This is a genomic window from Mesorhizobium sp. WSM4983, assembly GCF_029625765.1.
Taxonomy (GTDB): Bacteria; Pseudomonadota; Alphaproteobacteria; order Rhizobiales; family Rhizobiaceae; genus Mesorhizobium.
This window is the reverse complement of record NZ_JARTVM010000003.1, coordinates 386349-405639: the sequence shown is the minus strand read 5'-3', so window position 1 is coordinate 405639 and position 19291 is coordinate 386349. Positions and strand designations below refer to the sequence as shown.

General features: G+C 63.9%; 22 protein-coding genes. 9 read left to right on the top strand and 13 right to left on the bottom strand.

Annotated elements, in window-relative coordinates; all coding sequences use genetic code 11:
* Positions 1–25: 25 nt before the first annotated feature.
* Positions 26–598, bottom strand: coding sequence for a cytochrome b (locus P9254_RS12840; RefSeq protein ID WP_278055034.1), 573 nt, complete (start codon positions 596–598; stop codon positions 26–28).
* 64 nt (positions 599–662) lie between these two features.
* Positions 663–1553, bottom strand: a complete 891-nt coding sequence (locus P9254_RS12835) for a LysR family transcriptional regulator (protein WP_278055033.1) — start codon at positions 1551–1553, stop codon at positions 663–665.
* A gap of 96 nt (positions 1554–1649) precedes the next feature.
* Here P9254_RS12835 and P9254_RS12830 point away from each other — a divergent pair, with 96 nt between their 5' ends.
* Complete coding sequence (locus P9254_RS12830; protein ID WP_095799037.1) at positions 1650–2645, top strand: aldo/keto reductase; 996 nt, start codon at positions 1650–1652, stop codon at positions 2643–2645.
* A gap of 82 nt (positions 2646–2727) precedes the next feature.
* Here P9254_RS12830 and P9254_RS12825 read toward each other — a convergent pair whose 3' ends face one another.
* From P9254_RS12825 to infC, 10 genes are all read right to left on the bottom strand, one after another.
* Complete coding sequence (locus P9254_RS12825) at positions 2728–3330, bottom strand: nucleotidyltransferase family protein (protein ID WP_278055031.1); 603 nt, start codon at positions 3328–3330, stop codon at positions 2728–2730.
* Between the two features lie 39 nt (positions 3331–3369).
* Positions 3370–5778 (bottom strand): phenylalanine--tRNA ligase subunit beta, encoded by a 2409-nt coding sequence (gene pheT, locus P9254_RS12820; protein ID WP_278055029.1) that lies wholly within the window; start codon positions 5776–5778, stop codon positions 3370–3372.
* On the bottom strand, positions 5775–6215 hold the full coding sequence (locus tag P9254_RS12815; protein WP_278055028.1) for a GFA family protein: 441 nt from the start codon (positions 6213–6215) through the stop codon (positions 5775–5777). The genes pheT and P9254_RS12815 overlap by 4 nt, the downstream gene beginning before the upstream one ends.
* Entirely contained in the window at positions 6212–7264 is a 1053-nt protein-coding gene (pheS, locus tag P9254_RS12810) for a phenylalanine--tRNA ligase subunit alpha (protein ID WP_278055027.1), read from the bottom strand. Before pheS ends, P9254_RS12815 begins: the two co-directional genes overlap by 4 nt.
* A 185-nt stretch (positions 7265–7449) precedes the next feature.
* A complete protein-coding gene (rplT, locus tag P9254_RS12805; protein WP_040968947.1) occupies positions 7450–7851 on the bottom strand; it encodes a 50S ribosomal protein L20 in 402 nt (133 codons plus the stop codon).
* Between the two features lie 38 nt (positions 7852–7889).
* On the bottom strand, positions 7890–8093 hold the full coding sequence (rpmI, locus tag P9254_RS12800; RefSeq protein WP_027166935.1) for a 50S ribosomal protein L35: 204 nt from the start codon (positions 8091–8093) through the stop codon (positions 7890–7892).
* A gap of 201 nt (positions 8094–8294) precedes the next feature.
* On the bottom strand, positions 8295–8453 hold the full coding sequence (locus P9254_RS12795; RefSeq protein WP_278055025.1) for a hypothetical protein: 159 nt from the start codon (positions 8451–8453) through the stop codon (positions 8295–8297).
* 3 nt (positions 8454–8456) lie between these two features.
* A complete protein-coding gene (locus tag P9254_RS12790) occupies positions 8457–9596 on the bottom strand; it encodes a hypothetical protein (protein ID WP_278055023.1) in 1140 nt (379 codons plus the stop codon).
* A 171-nt stretch (positions 9597–9767) separates the two neighbouring features.
* On the bottom strand, positions 9768–10415 hold the full coding sequence (locus tag P9254_RS12785) for a methyltransferase family protein (protein ID WP_278055021.1): 648 nt from the start codon (positions 10413–10415) through the stop codon (positions 9768–9770).
* Positions 10416–10726: 311 nt separating this feature from the next.
* On the bottom strand, positions 10727–11263 hold the full coding sequence (gene infC / locus P9254_RS12780) for a translation initiation factor IF-3 (RefSeq protein WP_067003282.1): 537 nt from the start codon (positions 11261–11263) through the stop codon (positions 10727–10729).
* Between the two features lie 214 nt (positions 11264–11477).
* Between infC and P9254_RS12775 the strand changes: the two genes are divergently transcribed.
* The 4 genes from P9254_RS12775 (at position 11478) to P9254_RS12760 (ending at position 14869) form a co-directional block, all read left to right on the top strand.
* Positions 11478–12248 carry an alpha/beta hydrolase gene (locus P9254_RS12775; RefSeq protein WP_278055019.1) on the top strand — a complete coding sequence of 257 codons (771 nt, stop codon included), beginning with the start codon at positions 11478–11480 and terminating at the stop codon, positions 12246–12248.
* Positions 12249–12250: 2 nt separating this feature from the next.
* Complete coding sequence (locus P9254_RS12770; RefSeq protein ID WP_127247489.1) at positions 12251–13393, top strand: benzoate/H(+) symporter BenE family transporter; 1143 nt, start codon at positions 12251–12253, stop codon at positions 13391–13393.
* 116 nt (positions 13394–13509) lie between these two features.
* Positions 13510–13992 (top strand): DUF2852 domain-containing protein, encoded by a 483-nt coding sequence (locus P9254_RS12765; protein ID WP_067002952.1) that lies wholly within the window; start codon positions 13510–13512, stop codon positions 13990–13992.
* Positions 13993–14110: 118 nt separating this feature from the next.
* Positions 14111–14869, top strand: a complete 759-nt coding sequence (locus P9254_RS12760; RefSeq protein ID WP_067002950.1) for a M48 family metallopeptidase — start codon at positions 14111–14113, stop codon at positions 14867–14869.
* Between the two features lie 44 nt (positions 14870–14913).
* Here the strand turns inward: P9254_RS12760 and P9254_RS12755 are convergent, their stop codons facing one another.
* On the bottom strand, positions 14914–15132 hold the full coding sequence (locus P9254_RS12755) for a hypothetical protein (RefSeq protein ID WP_067002948.1): 219 nt from the start codon (positions 15130–15132) through the stop codon (positions 14914–14916).
* A gap of 111 nt (positions 15133–15243) precedes the next feature.
* Here P9254_RS12755 and P9254_RS12750 point away from each other — a divergent pair, with 111 nt between their 5' ends.
* From P9254_RS12750 to accD, 4 genes are all read left to right on the top strand, one after another.
* Positions 15244–15903 (top strand): phosphoribosylanthranilate isomerase, encoded by a 660-nt coding sequence (locus tag P9254_RS12750; protein WP_278055016.1) that lies wholly within the window; start codon positions 15244–15246, stop codon positions 15901–15903.
* A gap of 91 nt (positions 15904–15994) precedes the next feature.
* Positions 15995–17245, top strand: a complete 1251-nt coding sequence (gene trpB / locus P9254_RS12745; RefSeq protein WP_095831871.1) for a tryptophan synthase subunit beta — start codon at positions 15995–15997, stop codon at positions 17243–17245.
* Between the two features lie 2 nt (positions 17246–17247).
* Positions 17248–18087, top strand: coding sequence for a tryptophan synthase subunit alpha (trpA, locus tag P9254_RS12740; RefSeq protein ID WP_067002941.1), 840 nt, complete (start codon positions 17248–17250; stop codon positions 18085–18087).
* Positions 18088–18184: 97 nt separating this feature from the next.
* Complete coding sequence (accD, locus tag P9254_RS12735; RefSeq protein ID WP_278055014.1) at positions 18185–19111, top strand: acetyl-CoA carboxylase, carboxyltransferase subunit beta; 927 nt, start codon at positions 18185–18187, stop codon at positions 19109–19111.
* The last annotated feature ends 180 nt before the right edge of the window (positions 19112–19291 follow it).

Genomic DNA, 19291 nt, shown 5'->3' with positions numbered 1-19291 from the left:
GCCACCAACGAACGGGCGGCCCGCTCTATTCCCGGGCAGACGAAGGCGTGATTATGCGCGTGAGCACGCCGTCGCGCAGCAGGAAATGGTGGCGCATCGCTGCAAGGATATGCAACTCGACCAGCGCGATGCCGGCATAGGCAAGATACCAATGCGCGGCCGACCAGAAGCTTTCCGCGGCGTCGGATTCGGCGAGCGGCAGGTCGGGCATGACGAACTGGTTGAACGGCATCGTCGGGATTTCCAGCGTCGAGACCGAGACCAGCGCCCAGCCGGAGAGCGGCAGCGCAACCTGGAAGGCGTAAAGCGCCAAATGCGCCAGCGGCGCTGCCTTGCGCTCCAATGTTCCGACCGAAGGCGGGAGTGCTGGCGCCGCATTGCCGACACGCCAGGCGATGCGCAGGATGACCAGCCCAAGCAGCAGGAAGCCGACGGACTTATGCAGCTGGATCAGCTCGAAGGACGTCCGCTGGCTATCGATGCGCATCATCACGAAGCCGAGCACGAACTGGCCGATGAAGATGATGCCGATCAGCCAGTGAAGGATGATCATCGCCCAGCCATAGCGGGTGGCGGTGTTGGTGATGGACGATTGCATGGTCGAAAAACGTCGCTGAAATCACCTTTCTTCCAGCCCTCCCCACAAGCGGAACGGAGGAGCCCTACGGGCTCACCTTGAAGAAATCGACGAAGGCCCGCAACGCCGGCCGCATCTGGCGGCGGCTTGGGTAGTAGACGAAGAAGCCGTCGAAAGCGGGGCACCAGTCCTCCAGCACGCGGATCAGCCGGCCATCGGCGAGCGGCGCCTTCACATAGTCCTCGAAGACGAAGGCGAGCCCGGCGCCGTCGATCGCGGCCTGGGCGATCAGATGGTCCTCGTCGAGGATCAGCGGCCCTTGTGCTGCGATCTCGATTTCCTCGCCGTCCTTCTCGAACTCCCAGCGGTAGAGGATGCCGCTGGAGAAGCGGAAGCGGATGCAGCGGTGATCGGCGAGATCGCGCGGATGACGCGGTTTGGGCATGGTCGCGAAGTAGGAGGGCGCGCCGACCAACGCGCCGCGGATGTTCGGCCCGATGCGCGCCGCGATCATGTCGCGCTGCAGGCTTTCGCCCAGCCTGACGCCGGCGTCGAACCCACCCTCCACCACATCCGTGAAGCGGTCCTCGATCACGATCTCCAGCATGATCTCGGGATAGGCGGCCGTGAAGGCAGCGAGCCGCGGCGTCAGCACCAGATGCGCGGCGGTGCGCGGCACGCTAAGCCTGAGATTGCCAGCCGGCCGGTCGCGCGTCTCGACCGCCGTTTCCAGCGCCAGGTCGATCTCGGACAGTGCCGGCCGCAGGCGCTCCAACAGCCGCGCGCCTTCCTCGGTCGGGGCGACACTGCGCGTGCTGCGCGCCAGAAGCCGCACGCCGAGCCGCGCCTCCAGGCTCGCCACCGCATGGCTGACCGCCGACGGCGCGATGCCGAGCTCGCGGGCCGCGCCGCGGAAGCTGGCGCATTGCGCAACCGCGGCGAGAACGGCCAGCTGGGAAAGGTTCGTCCGGTTCATTGATCTATCTTATAGAGCGAGCTGTGCGAAAGAGACATGATTATCGAACGGATGCCTAGGCGCTATTTCATCTCCATCGCAACAAGGAGATGCGCCATGCAAACCCGCAAATTAGGAACTGAACTCGAAGTCTTCCCCGTCGGCCTCGGCTGCATGGGCATGAGCTTTGTCTATGGCGGACAGCCGGAGGCGGAAGCCATCGCTACGCTGCGCCGCGCCATCGAGATCGGTGTCACCTTCTTCGATACCGCCGAAGTCTATGGCCCTTACGAGAACGAGATCCTGCTCGGCAAGGCGCTGAAGCCGGTACGCGAGAAGGTCACCATCGCCACCAAATTCGGCTTCAAGATATCCGAGCACGGTTCGGGCATCGACCGCATGATCGGCGTCGACAGCCGCCCTGAGCACGTCAAGGCGGTGGCGGAGGCCTCGCTGAAGCGGCTCGATACCGACGTCATCGACCTCTACTACCAGCATCGCGTTGACCCGAACGTGCCGATCGAGGACACGGTCGGCGCCATGGCCGAACTGGTGCGCGAGGGCAAGGTGCGGGCGCTCGGCCTGTCGGAAGTGAGCGGCGCCACGCTGCGCCGGGCGCATGCCGTGCACCCGATCGCCGCCGTGCAGAGCGAGTATTCGCTGTGGAGCCGCGATCCCGAGGACGAGGTCTTTGCCGTTTGCCGCGAGCTCGGCATCGGCTTTGTCCCCTACAGTCCGCTCGGCCGCGGCCTGCTTACCGGCACCATCGCCAAGCGCGATACGCTCGGCGCCGGCGACTGGCGCCTCGGCCTGCCGCGCTTCCAGGCCGAAGCCATGGAAGCCAACAATGCCGTCATTGCCGTGCTGGAAAAGTTGGCGATGGAAAAGGGCGTGACAGCGGCACAACTGGCGCTCGCTTGGGTGCTGCACCAGGGCGATTTCATCGTGCCGATCCCCGGCGCGCGCAAGATCCGCCATTTGGAGCAGAACACGGCAGCGGCCGGGATCAAGCTGAGCGCCGCCGAGGTCGCGGCCATCGGCGACGCGCTGTCGCCCGACAAGGTCGTCGGTAAGCGCTATACCGAAGAGCTGCTGGCGCTGGTGAATGGTTAGACATTTCAGCTTGCTTTGAGACGCTGGCGGGACAGCGCCCCCCCTCTGTCCGGCAGGACAGAGGGGGGCGCCTCGCGCTGACCTACCAAGGCACCACGCTGATCTCCGGCCAGTTCTCTCGCGCCCTCCTCCCCTTCGCCTCATGCGTCCGCTGGTTGTCCAGCGCCCGGTTCGGCGTGATACGGAACGAAAAAATGTCGTCGAGCCCGAACGGCGCCACCAGCTCCAACGCCTCGTCTGCGTCGAACCGCACCCCGACCGCATGCGTCTTCGAGGCGAAATAGCCGACCGATTCACTCGCGCTCGTGTAGCGCGGGCATGCCTGCCCGAACTTGGCCGGATACCACAGATGCACGCGTGCCTGGTTGCGCACCTCCACCGGCAGCGTCAGTCCTTCGAAATGCTGCGCCGCCCGGCGGATCACCGCGTCCTCGGCTTCGTAGGAGAGGTCGACATCGTCGAAATAGAACAGATCGACATCCTTGATGCCGTAGCCCGGCGGCTTGCCGGTGAGGTGGTTCCAGATGCTGTTGTAGAGCGCGCCTAAAACCACCAGCCAGTCCGGCAACGCCAGTTCACGCACTCGCGCCAGCGTTTTGGCCAGCAGCGGGTCCGCCGCCACGATTTCGAGGAACGCCGCGCGTTGCTCCTCGAAAGGCAGGCCGGAATAGCGGAGATGGTGCATCGCCCAATGGAGGGCGATTCGCCACCTTTCGGCAATCCTTTATGCTCTCAGCACGCCGCCCGTCTGCTTGTTGACGTTCTCGACGATGCGCTTGGCCAGCGCCTCGAAATCCTCGTCGGTCAGCGTCTTTTCGACCGGCTGGATCGAGACTTCGATGGCGATCGACTTTTTGGCGGCGCCGAGCGCAGCGCCTTCGAAGACGTCGAACACCGAGACGCCGGTGACGAGCTTCTTGTCGGCGGCCAAAGCTGCCCGCGCCAGAGCGCCCGCTTCGACCGAGCGGTCGACGACAAAGGCGAAGTCGCGCTTCACCGCCTGGAACGGCGAGAGCTCCAGCTTCGGCTTGGTCCGCGTCGGCTTGGCTTTCGGCTCCGGCACCGCATCGACAAAGACCTCGAAACCGCAGAGCGGCCCGGAGGCGTCGAGCACTTCGAGCGTCTTTGGATGGAACTCGCCGAAAGTGCCGAGCACGGTTTTTGGCCCGAGCTTGATCGTGCCTGAGCGTCCAGGATGGTACCAAGCCGGGCCGCCGGGCTCGATCTGCAGCCTGTCGACCGGGGCGCCGCAAGCTTCGAGCGCCGCGATCGCATCGGCCTTGGCGTCGAACACGCCGACCGGCCCGGCATTGCCGGCCCAGCTGCGGCCCGAGCCGTCGAGCTTGGCGGTGCCCCGCCTGAGGCCAGCGGCGACGCGCCGCTGCTGGTCGGCCAAGTCGCCTTCATAGGTGCCGGACACTTCGAACAGCGCCACGTCGCCGATGCCCCGATCGGCATTGCGCTGGGCGGCGCTGATCAGCCCGGGCAGCAGCGACGGCCGCATGTCGGACATGTCGGCGGCGATCGGGTTGGCGAGCTTCAGCCGGTTCTGGCCGCCGCCGAACAGCTCCGCGTGTTTCGCCGGAATGAACGACCAGGTGACCGCCTCCATCATGCCGCGCACGGCGAGCGCGCGCTTGGCGGCCCGGGTGCGCACCTGCAGCATGGTCAGGATCCTGCCGTTGACCGCGTCATGCGAGGTGAGCGGCTGCGGCGCTATGTTGTCGACGCCGTGGATGCGCATCACTTCCTCGACGAGATCGGCCTTGCCGTCGACATCCGGACGCCAGGAGGGGACCTTCACCTCGACGGCGTCACCTGAGCTGCGCGGCTCGAAGCCGAGACGGGTCAGTATAGTGAGCGCTTCTTCTCTCGGTACCTCGATGCCGGTCAGCCGCGTCACTTCCGACAGCGGGAAGGAAATGATCTTCGGCTTGTGGCCGGCATAGCCCGCCACCTCGATTTCCGTCGGCGTGCCGCCGCACAATTCCAGCACCAGCTTGGTCGCGAGCTCGACGCCGGGCACCATGAACTCAGGGTCGACGCCGCGCTCGAAGCGGTAGCGCGCATCGCTGATGATGCCGAGCGTGCGACCGGTGCGGGCCGTCGTGATCGGGTCCCAGAGCGCCGATTCGATCAGCACGTCGGTGGTGTTCTCGTCGCAGCCCGAATGCTCGCCGCCCATGATGCCGGCAATCGATTCGATGCCGTTGTCGTCGGCGATCACGCACATCTCGGGCGTCAGCGAGTATTCGCGTCCGTCGAGCGCCAGCACGTTTTCACCGTCCCTGGCGCGGCGCACCACAAGGTTGCCGGTGACCTTCTTCGCGTCGAACACATGCAGCGGCCGGCCGCGGTCGAAGGTGACGTAGTTGGTGATGTCGACCAGCGCGCTGATCGGCCGAAGCCCGATGGCGATCAGCCGCTGCTGCAGCCATTTCGGCGACGGGCCGTTCTTCACGCCCTTCACCAGAGTCAGCGCGAAGCCGGGGCAGAGTTCCGGTGCCTCGATCTTGACCTTGACCGGGCACATGCCGTCGCCGGCATGCGGCATGATCGCGCCGCCGGTCAGCCGGCCGAGGCCGCTCGCCGCGAGATCGCGGGCGATGCCGTAGACGCTGGTCGCATCGGGGCGGTTCGGCGTCAGGTTGATCTCGATCACCGGATCGTCGAGATGGGCGTAGGCGGCGAAGCTGGTGCCGACCGGTGCGTCTTCGGGCAGGTCGATGATGCCGGTATGCTCGTCCGAAAGCTGCAGCTCGCGTTCGGAGCACATCATGCCATGGCTCTCGACGCCGCGGATCTTGCCGACCGAAAGCGTGACGTCGATGCCGGGAATATAGGTGCCGGGCGCAGCAAAAGCGCCGACAAGGCCGGCGCGGGCATTGGGCGCCCCGCACACCACCTGCACCGGCGGCTTGCCGTCGCCGGTATCGACCGTAAGCACCCGCAGCCGGTCGGCGTCGGGATGCTGCACGGCAGTCAGCACCTTGGCTATGACAAAGGGTTTTAGGCCCGCCTTGTCGTCGACATGTTCGACTTCGAGGCCGATCGCCGTCAGCCGCTCGACGATTTCGGCAAGCGAAGCGTCGGTCTCGAGATGGTCCTTGAGCCAGGAGAGGGTGAATTTCATGACTGTGTTCCGTAGGAATGGCTTTGCGCGTCAGGTCTAGCCACGCTCGTCTTGAGGTGCCGCGGCAGTGAATCGGGCATATGCAGGAAGGGCAGCTGCTCGCGCACATGCGCATGCAGCGTCGGCCTGAAATAGGCAGGCATGTCCATGGCGCCGAGCGTGAAGTAAATATGGCCGGCGAGCCGCTCGTCGCTATAGGCGATCGGCGAGCCGCAAATGCCGCAGAACGAGCGCGCCACCGGGCCGTTCCGGTAGCTCTTCAGCGACTTGCCTTCGAGCGCGATCTGGTCGGCCGCGAAGCCGATAAAGGCCGACACTGGCGCGCCGCTGGCGCGCCGGCAATCGCCGCAATGGCAATAGCTGATGTGGTGCGGCTCGGCCGAGGCCTCGAACCGCACCGCACCGCAGCGGCAGCCCCCGGTGTGGGGAGCAGTCATGTGGAAAGGCCCCCGAACAGCGTCGGCATGTCGAGCGGCCGGAAGCCGTAATGCGTGAGCCAGCGCACGTCGGCGTCGAAGAAGGCGCGCAGGTCCGGCATGCCGTATTTCAGCATGGCGATGCGATCGATGCCCATGCCCCAGGCAAAGCCCTGGTATTCGTCGGGATCGAGCCCGCCGTAACGCAGCACGTTGGGATGCACCATGCCGCAGCCCAGGATTTCCATCCAGTCGGAGCCTTCGCCGAAGCGCACTTCGCCCGGCCGCGAGCGGTCGCACTGGATGTCGACCTCGAGGCTGGGCTCGGTGAACGGAAAGAAGGACGGCCGGAAGCGCATCTTGACGCTCGGCACTTCGAAGAAGGCCTTGCAGAATTCCTCCAGCACCCACTTCATGTTGGCGATGTTGGCGGTCTTGTCGATCACCAGCCCCTCGACCTGATGGAACATCGGCGAGTGCGTGGCGTCCGAATCCTGCCGGTAGGTCTTGCCGGGAATGACGATGCGGATCGGCGGCTTCTGCTGCTCCATTGTGCGGATCTGCACGGGCGAGGTGTGCGTGCGCAAAAGCTTGCGCTCGCCCTTCTCGTCCGGCTGGAAGAAGAAGGTGTCGTGCATCTCGCGCGCCGGATGCCCCTCGGGAAAATTGAGCGCGGTGAAATTGTAATAGTCGGTCTCGATGTCCGGACCTTCGGCGATCGCGAAGCCGAGATCGCCGAAGATCGCTGCGATCTCGTCGATCACCTGGCTGATCGGATGAATGCGGCCGCGCTCGGCCGGCGACTGGCGCACCGGCAGCGTGACGTCGACCGTTTCGGCGGCGAGCCGCGCCGCGATCGCCACGTCCTTCAGCTCCGACTTGCGCGCCGTCAGCGCCTCGGTGACGCGGTTCTTCATCCCATTGATCGCCGGGCCCTTGACCTGCCGCTCCTCGGCGCTCATCGCGCCGAGCGTTTTCAGCATCTCGGAGACCGAGCCCTTCTTGCCCAGCGCCGAGACGCGCACAGCCTCGATCGCCTGCTCGTCGGCCGCGGCCGCGATGTCGGCCATCAAAGAAGCTTCAAGGGTTTCAAGATTTCCAGCGGTGGCGTTCACGGCGAAACTCTCTCGATCGGGCAACCACCGGGGTCCGGTGCGTCACCAATTTGGTTGCATCAGGCATAAGAAAAACCCGCGCCAGCCGTGCCAGCGCGGGTTCCCCAAATCAGAATAGCGAATGCTTGGGAAGCGCTGGCTTAGGCGACAGCGCTCTCAAAAGCATTCGGCGTGGTGTTCTTCAGATATTCGAGCGCCACCTTGGCCTTGGCCACAAGGGCTGCGAAAGCCTGCGGCTCGTGGATGGCCATGTCCGAAAGAACCTTGCGGTCGATCTCGATGCCGGCCTTGTTGAGGCCGTCGATGAAGCGGCCATAGGTCAGGCCGTGCTCGTGCACCGCTGCATTGATGCGCTGGATCCACAGCGCGCGGAACGAGCGCTTGCGGTTCTTGCGGTCGCGATAGGCGTACTGCAGCGACTTTTCCACCGCCTGCTTGGCGATGCGGATGGTGTTCTTGCGACGGCCGTAGAAGCCCTTGGCGGCTTTCAGGACCTTCTTGTGCTTGGCGTGGGCGGTGACGCCTCTCTTTACGCGTGCCATGTCATGATCTCCTTAAAACGCTGTTCCGGACCGAATGCTTAAAGGCCGTTCGGCAGAAAATTCTTGATGACCTTCTTGCCGTCCGGTTCAGCCAGAACCATCGTGCCGCGGGCATCGCGAATGAACTTGTTGGAACGCTTGATCATGCCGTGGCGCTTGCCGGCGGCAGCCGACAGCACCTTGCCGGTGGCGGTAATCTTGAACCGCTTCTTGGCGGCCGATTTGGTCTTCATCTTGGGCATTTTGCTACTCCGTAATGTGGCGCACCATCGCGCTTCTTTTCTCGCTTCGGGCCGACCAGAGCCCGAAAAGCAAATGAAACCGCCACGGCATGCCCTGCCGGGCGGTTTTCTGGAACCGCGGTCCTATAGATCAAAGACGGCCGGTGCGCAACACCCCCCTAGCCCCCGAAGACCAGAGGCGGCTTGCGCAGCACTCATCGATTACACATCACCTCTTGTGGACTCGAGATTGAAGAGAACGCGTTCCAATACATATTCATCGCTATCGAAGACGAAATTGGCGTGGTCAAATCCATAGCCCCAGTGCTCCGGAGCACCCGATACCAGTTCTTTCCCATCGACGGTGGTGGTCGCCGGCAAGCCCTACACCTTCTCCCTCAGTGCCAGTGAGTTTCGGGGCGGCGGTTCGCCGCTGTAGCAATAGGCGAAGCCACGGTTCCGCCCGTCATCAATATTGATATTTGTGGAGTTCACTGACCGCAGGACCTCATAAGCCGCTATCCTCGAGGCCTGTTCCACAGGCCATTTGTCCTGCCTCATCGAAGTGTCCGCCGGATAGAATGCAGCAGCCCTTGTGGTGCTGCTATCTTTGCTGCTGGCTTTCAGCCCCACCAATTGTGTCCCGTCGAGGCGCAGTGCGCCGAAGTCCGGCTGCCAGAAGCCTCCATTTACCCCTAGGGTCAGCCCATCGTCGCGGGTCTGTTTTTTTGCCTTTTTCCGCGCTTCGCGAATTTCGTTCGTAAGGGAGGCTTGGGTGGTCGTGTCCAAGAGATTCTGAGAGATAGTCCAGTATCGGGCACCGTTTGCTGGCCGGTACTTGCGCACGATCTCCCGCTCCGGCTCGGCCAGCTTCCAGCGGGAAAAGGCGGAGCAACTCCGCCCGAATGCCGGATAGGTTCTCGTGAGGCCGAGCAGTCCGAGTTGGTAGTCATTTTGTGCCGAATGATACTGACTGCGCGTAATGATGTTCTGTGGGCCATTGGCCCGGAAGGTATCGAACTCGGCGCGCGTCGCGCGCTCGACCGTCGCTTTGTCGAACCGCAGCACCGATTTCGGGCTCCGATAGGCGTCGTCCGTCATGTAGCCGACACCGAACGCCACGGTATCGGCATTGTCATAGACGACCATTACCGGAAGGAAATCCGCGGGCACGCCGCCATTTTCCGTCGTGTCGCCGCGGCATGCATCGGGCGCGCGTACCACCACCGCCTTGCCGTCGCCCATCCGCTGGCCCCAAACAGTAGGGATCAGGCCGACTTCATAGGTCGAGGAATTGTCCTTGTAGTGAATGTTGAGGACGTTGCAGCCGACAACGATGTCATAGTGCTGCTGCTCGCCCTTATAGGCAAAGTCCACCTTCAGGCGGAAGTAGGTGCCTCGATCGACATAGGCATCCTTGGTAAAGGACCATTGCCCTGCCGCATGTTCGCGGTTGGCGGTCGCCGCCACCCAAGCCAAAGCCAGGAGAATGAACCCGCCGATGGCGGCAACGGCAGTCCTCACTCTCAAGCTTTGCTCCGTGTGGAAGACATTCGCAAATGTGGTGGTGCCGACCTGACGCTCGACACAGTGCACCCCTCGGCTGCGATCATCGCTACACCATTCGTGTAGCCAGACTATTAACATGTCCGGAAGTTAGCCCGACACATCGATAGTGCTTCGGTCCGTCAACTCTTACGGCAGTGTGAACCACACTGGCAGCATCCCCGACTGCTGCATGCCGTCGATCAGCTCGAAGGCCGGCAGCGCCACCAGGAACACCAGCCCGTCGAGCAGCGTGTTGAGCAGCAGGCGCGGCTTGAAGCTGCCGGTGTCGCCTTCCTGGTAGAGCGAAAGGTTGGGAAAGAAGCGCGGCACGCGCGCCAGATAGGCTTTGTAGGGAGCGCCGAGGACTTCCTTGAGATAGCGCTCCTCGCGCAGGATGACGATGTGGAACGCGCCGGCGCAAAGGACCGCGAAGAGGATGATGCCGGAAAACGAGCCGATCTGCGCGCCAACGCCGGCTGCCGCCACGGTCGAGAACAGATAGAGCGGGTTGCGGGTGATCGAATAGGGCCCGCCGGTGACCACTTCGGAGGATTTGCGGCCGCCGATGTAGAGCGTCGACCACAAGCGCCCGACGATGCCCAGGAAGATCAGGAGCACGCCGAACATCTCGATCGTCTCGTGCACGGGCGTCTCGGGAGGGAACGTCGACTGGCCGAACAGGAGTGCCGCAAACAGCACCACGATGAGCACCGCCAGCACGATGCGGCGCATATACTGGTAGCCGCCCAACCCTTCTATCTGGTTGTCGGTCGGGATCTTTGTTTCATCGACCATGGCCAATCCGATCGTCGTGTTTTGCTCGCGATCGGGAAAACCCGATCGTCGATTTGGTCGCGATCGGGAAAATCCGATCGTCGATTTGCTCGCGATCGAGGAGCTCGATCCATCGAGAAGCCGGCGATCGGATAGAAAAACAGGCGCCCCGCCGATCGTCGGGTCGCCCTGCGCGGCAATTCAGGCGGATTTTGGAGCACCAAGCAGCGCCGGCCGGTCAATTCTCCTTCGCGAAACCGTGATCGGCGCGACAGTTTGCGGCGATCGCGCCGGAATGGCTCCAGGACGGAAAGGAAACGTGAGGCGCACCGTCAGCGGGGCGCCAGCACCATCATCATCTGTCGGCCTTCGAGCTTCGGCTCGGCCTCGACCTTGGCGATCGGCGCGACTTCCTCGCGCACCTTGTTCAGGAGCTGCATGCCGAGTTCCATATGCGCCATTTCGCGGCCGCGGAAACGCAGCGTCAGCTTGACCTTGTCGCCGTCCTCGAAGAAGCGCCGCACGGCCTTCATCTTGGTCTCGTAGTCATGGCTGTCGATGTTCGGGCGCATCTTGATCTCCTTGATCTCGATGACCTTCTGGTTCTTGCGCGCCTCGGCCGCCTTCTTCTGGTTGGCGTATTTCAGCTTGCCGAGATCGAGGATCTTGACGACAGGCGGCTGCGCATTGGGCGATATCTCGACGAGATCCAGCCCGGCCTCTTCGGCCAGCAGCAGCGCGTCGTTGATGGAAACTTCGCCACGGTTGTGGCCTTCTGCGTCGATGAGCTGGACCCGGGGCACCCGGATGTCTCGGTTGGAGCGCGGACCGTCCTTGGTCGGGGCCGCTGCTTTGAAAGGTCTGCGAATGGTCGTGGTCTCCTCGGCCGTTTCGTTCAGGGTTTCTTTGAGTTCAATCGCTTGGACGCGCCTATGTGGTGAGCGCGCGGCCGGAGTCAATAGCACAGCCTCGCCAGGAAATCACCTCAAAGCTTGCCATTGCCTGCACCAAGCAAAGAAAAGGTGCGAGCACTTTTCCGCGAACCGCCGGATGTGCCAAAAGACCGGCCGGAAGGACGAGGTCATGGACGCCAGCGCACCAGTTTTCATCGACGTGAACGGAACGCAGATCGCTGTCAGGCAGGGGCCGGGCTCAGCGCCGGGCATCGTCTGGCTGGGCGGCTACAAGTCCGACATGCTGGGCACCAAGGCCGAGGCGCTGTCGGCCTGGGCGAGCCGCGAAGGCCGCGCCTATCTGCGCCACGACTATTCCGGCCACGGCGAATCGGGCGGCGAATTCGCCGAGGGCACGATCTCGAAATGGCTGGCCGAGAGCCTCGCCGTCTTTCGCCGCTTCAGCAAGGGCAAGCAGATCCTGGTCGGCTCCTCGATGGGGGCGTGGATTGCGCTGCGCATGGTGCAGGAATTGCGCAAGGCCGGCGACGACCGCATCGCCGGCCTGGTGCTGCTTGCGCCGGCGCCCGACTTTACCGTCGAGCTGATCGAGCCGGTGCTGACCAGGGCGCAGAAGCGCGACCTTTCGAAAAAGGGATTTTTCGAGGAACCGTCCGACTATTCCGCCGAGCCCTATATCTACACGCGCGCGCTGATCGAGGACGGCCGCGCGAACCGGGTGATGACCGGGCCGATCGACACCCATTGCCCGGTGCATATCCTGCAGGGTCTCGCCGATCCCGACGTGCCTTCCGGCCATGCGCTGAAGCTCGCCGCACTGCTGCCGGCCGATGACGTCACGCTGTCGCTTATCCCCGACGGCGATCATCGCCTCTCCCGCCCGGAGGATCTCGACATGCTCAACCGCGCCGTCGGCGACCTGATCCAGCGGGTTTCATGAGCATGCGCATTTCAATCCCGATATCCGCCTTCGTTGCGGCGATCGTCGGCTTTGGCGGCACTTTAGCCATCGTCATTGCCGCCGCCAAGGCGATCGGCGCCACTCAGATCGAGACCGCGAGCGGAGTGACGGCGATCTGCCTGGCCATGGCCATCGAATGCCTGTGGCTGTCCTGGCGCACGAAAATGCCGGTCATCACCGCCTGGTCGACGCCGGGCCTGGCGCTGATCGCGGCCTCCAGCGGCTTCACCATGGCGCAAGCCGTCGGCGCTTTCATCGTCACCGGCATCCTGTTGATCGCCACCGGTCTGTTCAAGCCGCTGACCCGGCTGATCGCGCAGATTCCGGCCTCGGTGGCGTCCGGCATGCTGGCCGGCATTCTGGTCGCCTTCGCCATCAACGCGGTCAAGGCCATTCCCGCCGATCCGTGGCTGATCCTGCCGCTGATCGCCGCCTTCTTCGTCATCCGGCTGTTCAACCCGGCGGTTTCGGTCCTTGTCGTGCTGATCGGCGGCGGCCTTGCCGCCTTCTTCACCGGTCGTGTCGGCGGCCTGCCGGCGCCGGAATTGTCGACACTGACGCTGATCGCTCCGCAGTTCACCGTTTCGGCGATCATTGGCCTGGCCTTGCCGCTCTACCTCGTCACCATGGCCTCCCAGAACCTCTCCGGTCTCGCGGTGCTGAAAGCCGCCGGCTACCACCCGGAACCTGGCCCGCTGATCGGCGTCACCGGGCTGTTCTCGCTGCTCTCGGCGCCGTTCGGCGCCTCGACGACCAATCTGGCGGCGATCTCCGCGGCGATCTGCACCGGCCCGGATGTCCATCCGGATCCCGCCGAGCGCTGGAAGACGGGGCCGTTCTATGCGCTCGCCTATCTGGTCTTCGCCATCTTCGGCGCTTCGCTGGTGGCGATCTTCGCCGTCCTGCCGCAGAGCCTGATCGTGCTGGTCGCCGGCCTGGCGCTGATGGCGCCTTTAGCCAACGCGCTCTCGATCGCGCTCCATGATGCGGGCGAGCGCATGCCGGCCACGCTCACCTTTGCGGTGACGGCCTCAGGGCTCACCTTGTTCGGCGTCGGCGCGGCTTTTTGGGGGCTGGTCGCCGGAATGGCAGTGCTTTTCCTCGAGAAACTCAAAAAGCGATAATCATTTCAGGCCTTTCGCCGGTTTTGGCCGGACTTGCCTTGAATCGCCGATTTCGCCTTCCCATTTCGATTCCACGCAGCCGGTTTGGCTGTCTCCAACGGAAGGATTGGGAGAAAATGAACACAAGTGCATTGATCCGTCCGGCCTGGACGCCGGCGACCATCGCGCTGATGGTGATCGGCTTCATGGTGTTCTGGCCGCTGGGCTTCGCCATGCTTGCCTACATCATCTGGGGCGACCGGCTCGAAGGCTTCAAGCGCGATGTCAACCGCGCCACCGACGGCATCTTCGCCGGCTGCCGCCGTGGCTCGGAAAAGGCGGCCCGCTGGGGCCATGGCTCGTCCCGCACCGGCAACGTCGCTTTCGACGACTGGCGCGAGAAGGAACTTGAGCGCCTCGCCGAGGAGCGCCGCAAGCTCGACGAGATGCTGAACGAGTTCGACGAGTATGCCCGCGAGCTGCGCCGTGCCAAGGACCAGGAAGAGTTCGACCGCTTCATGGCCGAGCGTAACAAGCGGACCGCGCCAACCACGACGAGTGGTCCAACCGGAGCGACGGGGCCGAAGCGCGGCAAGGGGTCGAACCTCCTTGACGACTGAGCCTCAATCATAAGACTCGGCCGACATGCGGCGTCGCGCGAGCGGCGCCGTTTCTTTTTTGTTCTCCATGTAGCCTCACTCTACTGGTCGTTTTTCTCGAATCGCGTATCGTCCGGCCATGACCCTCGGCTTCTTTCGCAATCTGACCAAGCCAGAACCCAAGCCCGTCGTGGAGCGCGAGCATTGCGTCGCCGGCCGCACCCTGCCGCTCAAAATCGTCGAAAGCGCGAGGGCCCGGCGATTGACGCTGCGTATCGATTCCGGCGGCCAGGGGCTGCGCATAACGGTGCCGCCCGGCTTGCGCCGCGGCGAGGTGGAGAAGTTCCTCGACCGCCATCAGGACTGGCTGGAGCAGCGCCTAGCCAAGGTGCCGATGCGCCCGCAGGTGCGGCCCGGCATCAAGATCCCGATCCGCGGCGTGCCGCACCGCATCGTCCATGAGCCGGCCAAACGCGGCACCGTCACCATCGCGCGCGACGAGCGCGGCCCGCTGCTCATCATCCATGGCGAGCGTGTCCACCTGCCGCGCCGCATCGCCGATTATCTGAAACGCGAGGCCAAGCGCGAGATCGAGAAGCTGGTGGTCAAGCACACCGAGGCGATCGGCAAGCGCGCCAAGGCGATCCGCTACAAGGATACCTCCAGCCGCTGGGGGTCATGCACCTCGGAGGGCAATCTGTCCTTCTCGTGGCGCATCATGATGGCGCCGCCGCCGGTCATCAATTACCTGGTGGCGCATGAGGTCGCGCATCTGAAAGAGATGAACCACGGACCGAAATTCTGGAAGCTGTGCGAAAAGCTCTGCCCCGACACCGATCGCTGCAAGGACTGGCTGAAGCGCAACGGCGGCGCGCTGCAGGCGATCGTGTTTGAGTAGGCGTCGCCCTGGCACCCGTATAGCTGGCGGCCCAGCGCAGCGGCTCAATCGTCATTCGCCGCGTTGAGTTCCTCCGGCCGCAGCCCTTCCTCACTTGCATGCGGCCACGGCAGAAAATTCCGGTCGAACGCGTCGCTGCCGAAATAGTCGAGCGCCCGGTGCGCCTCGGCGCCGTTGAAAGCGGACTTGTCCATCAGATGCGCGATCACCTCGCGCGCCTGCGCGATCTTCTGTCTGAGTTCGGCGACGGTCTTGTCGGTCATGATCTTCCTGCTCCCGCCTGTGTCCCTATTCGAAAAGGTAGCGCTTTCCGCCGGCCCGGCAACGGCATGCTTTTTCTCGACTCTTGCGGCTTTTCGTGCCAATCCCGCGCCATGACGCTCGACATCAAGATCTGCGGATTGAAGACCGACACCGCGATGGCTGCCGCGCTTGCCGGCGGGGCCAGCCATGTCGGCTTCATCTTCTTTGCCAAAAGCCCGCGCTTCGTCGATCCGGCCGAGGCTGGCCGTCTGCGCCAGGCGGCCATCGGCAAGGCCAAGGCGGTTGCCGTCACCGTGGATGCGGATGATGACTTTCTCGACGATATTGTCGCGAGGATGCAGCCGGATATGCTGCAACTGCATGGTTCCGAAACGCCGGTGCAGGTGGCCGAGCTCAAGACCCGCTACGGCCTGCCGGTGATGAAGGTGCTGTCGGTCAGCGAAGCCGCGGATCTCGAGCGGATAAAGCCCTATGTCGGCGTTGCCGACCGCTTGATGTTCGACGCCAAGCCGCCCAAGGGATCGCAATTGCCGGGCGGCAATGGCGTCGCCTTCGACTGGCGCATCCTTGCCGGCCTTGACGCCGGCCTCGATTACATGCTTTCCGGAGGACTCAACGCCGCCAATGTCGGCGATGCCCTCAGACTGGCCAATCCGCCCGGGATAGACATCTCCTCCGGCGTGGAGAGCGCTCCGGGCGTCAAGGAACCGGCGCTGATCGAGCAGTTTTTCCGGGCCGTCAGGGCCGCGCGCGACGACCGCGCCGCCTGAGGAAGTTTTCAAACCCGAGCATGTCCCGGAAAAGTGGGAACCGGTTTTCCGATAAGGACGTGCTCAGAAGCAAAGACTCAGGAGATCGGCGATGAACAGGCCGGCTATGCCCAATTCCTTCCGCACCGGGCCCGACGAGCAGGGCATGTTCGGCATTTTCGGCGGCCGCTTCGTCGCCGAGACGCTGATGCCGCTGATCCTCGATCTCGAAGAGCAGTGGAACAAGGCCAAGAATGATCCGGAGTTCAAGGCGGAGCTGGAGAACCTTTCGACCCATTATGCCGGTAGACCGTCCAAGCTCTATTTCGCCGAAGGCCTGACAAGGCATCTTCGGGAGGTTTCCTCGGCGAAGGGCCTCGGGGGCGGCGCCAAGGTCTATTTCAAGCGCGAGGACCTGAACCACACCGGCTCGCACAAGATCAACAATTGCCTCGGCCAGATCCTGCTCGCCAAGCGCATGGGCAAGAAGCGCATCATCGCCGAGACCGGTGCCGGCCAGCATGGCGTCGCTTCCGCCACGGTCGCTGCGCGCTTCGGCTATCCTTGCGTGGTTTACATGGGTGCCACCGACGTCGCCCGCCAGAGCCCGAACGTCTTTCGCATGAAGCTGCTCGGCGCCGAGGTGCGCCCGGTCACCGCCGGCCACGGCACGCTGAAGGACGCCATGAACGAAGCGCTGCGTGACTGGGTCACCAATGTCGAGGACACCTATTACCTGATCGGCACCGCCGCCGGCCCGCATCCCTATCCGGAGCTGGTGCGCGACTTCCAGTCGGTGATCGGCACGGAAGCGCGCGCCCAGATGCTGGAGCAGGAAGGCCGGCTGCCCGACGTCATCATCGCCGCCGTCGGCGGCGGCTCCAACGCCATTGGCCTGTTCCACCCGTTCCTCGACGACAAGGATGTGCGCATCATCGGCATCGAGGCCGGCGGTCGCGGCCTCGACGGCGTCGAGCACTGCGCCTCGATGAATGCCGGCGCGCCGGGCGTGCTGCACGGCAATCGCACCTATCTCTTGCAGAATGCGGACGGCCAGATTCTCGACGGCCATTCGATCTCGGCCGGTCTCGATTATCCGGGCGTCGGGCCCGAGCATGCCTGGCTGCGCGATTCGGGCCGCGTCGAATATGAGCCGATCCTCGACGACGAGGCGCTGGAGGCCTTCCAACTGACGACCCGGGTCGAAGGCATCATCCCGGCGCTGGAATCGGCGCACGCCATCGCGCATGCGATGAAGATCGTGCCGAAAATGGACAAGGACCAGATCGTCATCGTCAACCTGTCCGGCCGCGGCGACAAGGACGTGCACACGGTGGCCAAGATGCTGGGCATGGAGATCTGACAATGACGACCCGCATCGACCGCCGCATGGCGAAGCTCAAATCCGAGGGCCGTCCGGCTTTGGTCACCTATTTCATGGGCGGCGATCCCGACTACGAGACATCTTTGGCTATCATGAAGGCGCTTCCCGGCGCCGGCAGCGATGTCATCGAGCTCGGCATGCCGTTCTCCGATCCGATGGCTGACGGCCCGGCCATTCAGGCGGCGGGTCTCAGGGCGCTGAAAGGCGGCCAGACGCTGGTCAAGACGCTGAAGATGGCGTCCGAATTCCGCGCCGGCGACGACGAAACGCCGATCGTGCTGATGGGCTACTACAACCCGATCTACATTTACGGCGTCGATCGTTTCCTGGCTGACGCCAAGGCGAGCGGCATCGACGGCCTGATCGTTGTCGACCTGCCGCCGGAAATGGACGAGGAGCTCTGCGTTCCGGCGCTGAAGGCGGGCATCAATTTCATCCGCCTGGCGACGCCGACCACCGACGACAAGCGCCTGCCGAAGGTGCTCGAGAACACCTCCGGCTTCGTCTACTACGTGTCGATGACGGGCATCACCGGCTCGGCCTTGGCCGACACTGCCAAGGTGTCGGCGGCGGTCAAACGCATCAAGGGTCACACCGCGCTGCCGGTCTGCGTCGGCTTCGGCGTCAAGACCGCCGAGCAGGCGCGTACCATCGGCGCCTCCGCCGACGGCGTCGTCGTCGGCACGGCGATTGTCAACGCGGTCGCCAATGTGCTCGGGCCCAAGGGCGAGAAGACCGCCGATCCGGCCGAAGCGGTCGCCACGCTGGTCAGCGGGCTTGCCCAGGGCGTCCGCTCGGCCCGCCTTGCTGCCGCCGAATAGTCTGACTATCTGTTTTTACGCAATTCCGGACGGAAAACCGCCACACACTTTTCCTGGAATTGCTGGACGTCTCTTCGTCGGGACAGGAGCCGAAGCGATGAACTGGATCACCAACTACGTTCGACCGAAGATCAATTCGATGCTCGGCCGGCGCACCGACATGCCGGAAAATCTCTGGATCAAGGATCCCGAGACCGGCGAGATGATCTTCCACAAGGACCTCGAATCCAACCAGTTCGTCATCCCGTCTTCCGGCCACCATATGAAGATCTCGGCCAAGGAGCGGCTGAGATACTTCTTCGACGACGGCAGATACGAGACCCTGGAAAACCCCAAGGTCATGCAGGATCCGCTGAAGTTCCGCGATGAGAAGCGCTACACCGATCGGCTGAAAGAGGCGAAAGCCAAGACAAGCCTCGAGGACGCGATTCTTAACGCAGTCGGCACCATCGAAGGCCTGCCGGTGGTGGTTACCGTGCAGGATTTCGCCTTCATGGGCGGCTCGCTCGGCATGGCCGCGGGCGAAGCCATCGTCCATGCCTTCGAGGTCGCTTTGCAGCGCAGGCGGCCGCTGATCCTGTTCGCCGCCTCGGGCGGCGCCCGCATGCAGGAAGGCATCCTCTCGCTGATGCAATTGCCGCGCACCACGGTCGGCGTCGACCGGCTGAAGGAAGCCGGCCTGCCCTATATCGTCGTGCTGACCAACCCGACCACCGGCGGCGTGACCGCGTCCTATGCCATGCTTGGCGACGTTCACATCGCCGAGCCCGGCGCGCTGATCGGCTTCGCCGGGCCGCGCGTCATCGAGCAGACGATCCGCGAGAAGCTCCCCGATGGCTTCCAGCGCGCCGAATATCTGATGGAACACGGCATGGTCGACATGGTGGTCTCCCGGCTGGAGATGCGCCCGACCATCGCACGACTGTTGAAGATGCTCCTCAAGACCCCAGTGGCCGAGACGCCATTGGAGCCTGAGATCCTGCCGCCGGCGGTCGTCAACGCCGAATCCCGGCCGCAGGCCTGACGCGACATCGTTTGCCGCCCACCGCGATTGCGCCAGCTGCGCTGCGCAGTAGCTGTTTGCGCATGATCCCTTTCCAAAACCGATCCCGGTTTTCGGGCTCATGCGCCAGAGCAATTCCAGCAAGAGTGCGCAGCGGTTTTGCGTCCGGAATTGCACACGAACGAAAAGCATTGAAGGCGA

Bases quoted from the DNA above. Each gene is read 5' to 3' on its own strand.
- rplT (WP_040968947.1), bottom strand. From the start codon at position 7,851: ATGGCACGCGTAAAGAGAGGCGTCACCGCCCACGCCAAGCACAAGAAG.
- P9254_RS12765 (WP_067002952.1), top strand. From the start codon at position 13,510: ATGAACACAAGTGCATTGATCCGTCCGGCCTGGACGCCGGCGACCATC.
- pheT (WP_278055029.1), bottom strand. From the start codon at position 5,778: ATGAAATTCACCCTCTCCTGGCTCAAGGACCATCTCGAGACCGACGCT.
- pheS (WP_278055027.1), bottom strand. From the start codon at position 7,264: ATGGCCGACATCGCGGCCGCGGCCGACGAGCAGGCGATCGAGGCTGTG.
- rpmI (WP_027166935.1), bottom strand. From the start codon at position 8,093: ATGCCCAAGATGAAGACCAAATCGGCCGCCAAGAAGCGGTTCAAGATT.
- P9254_RS12770 (WP_127247489.1), top strand. From the start codon at position 12,251: ATGCGCATTTCAATCCCGATATCCGCCTTCGTTGCGGCGATCGTCGGC.
- P9254_RS12835 (WP_278055033.1), bottom strand. From the start codon at position 1,553: ATGAACCGGACGAACCTTTCCCAGCTGGCCGTTCTCGCCGCGGTTGCG.
- P9254_RS12760 (WP_067002950.1), top strand. From the start codon at position 14,111: ATGACCCTCGGCTTCTTTCGCAATCTGACCAAGCCAGAACCCAAGCCC.
- P9254_RS12775 (WP_278055019.1), top strand. From the start codon at position 11,478: ATGGACGCCAGCGCACCAGTTTTCATCGACGTGAACGGAACGCAGATC.
- P9254_RS12830 (WP_095799037.1), top strand. From the start codon at position 1,650: ATGCAAACCCGCAAATTAGGAACTGAACTCGAAGTCTTCCCCGTCGGC.
- P9254_RS12815 (WP_278055028.1), bottom strand. From the start codon at position 6,215: ATGACTGCTCCCCACACCGGGGGCTGCCGCTGCGGTGCGGTGCGGTTC.
- P9254_RS12750 (WP_278055016.1), top strand. From the start codon at position 15,244: ATGACGCTCGACATCAAGATCTGCGGATTGAAGACCGACACCGCGATG.
- accD (WP_278055014.1), top strand. From the start codon at position 18,185: ATGAACTGGATCACCAACTACGTTCGACCGAAGATCAATTCGATGCTC.
- P9254_RS12755 (WP_067002948.1), bottom strand. From the start codon at position 15,132: ATGACCGACAAGACCGTCGCCGAACTCAGACAGAAGATCGCGCAGGCG.
- trpB (WP_095831871.1), top strand. From the start codon at position 15,995: ATGAACAGGCCGGCTATGCCCAATTCCTTCCGCACCGGGCCCGACGAG.
- P9254_RS12825 (WP_278055031.1), bottom strand. From the start codon at position 3,330: ATGCACCATCTCCGCTATTCCGGCCTGCCTTTCGAGGAGCAACGCGCG.
- trpA (WP_067002941.1), top strand. From the start codon at position 17,248: ATGACGACCCGCATCGACCGCCGCATGGCGAAGCTCAAATCCGAGGGC.
- P9254_RS12840 (WP_278055034.1), bottom strand. From the start codon at position 598: ATGCAATCGTCCATCACCAACACCGCCACCCGCTATGGCTGGGCGATG.
- P9254_RS12785 (WP_278055021.1), bottom strand. From the start codon at position 10,415: ATGGTCGATGAAACAAAGATCCCGACCGACAACCAGATAGAAGGGTTG.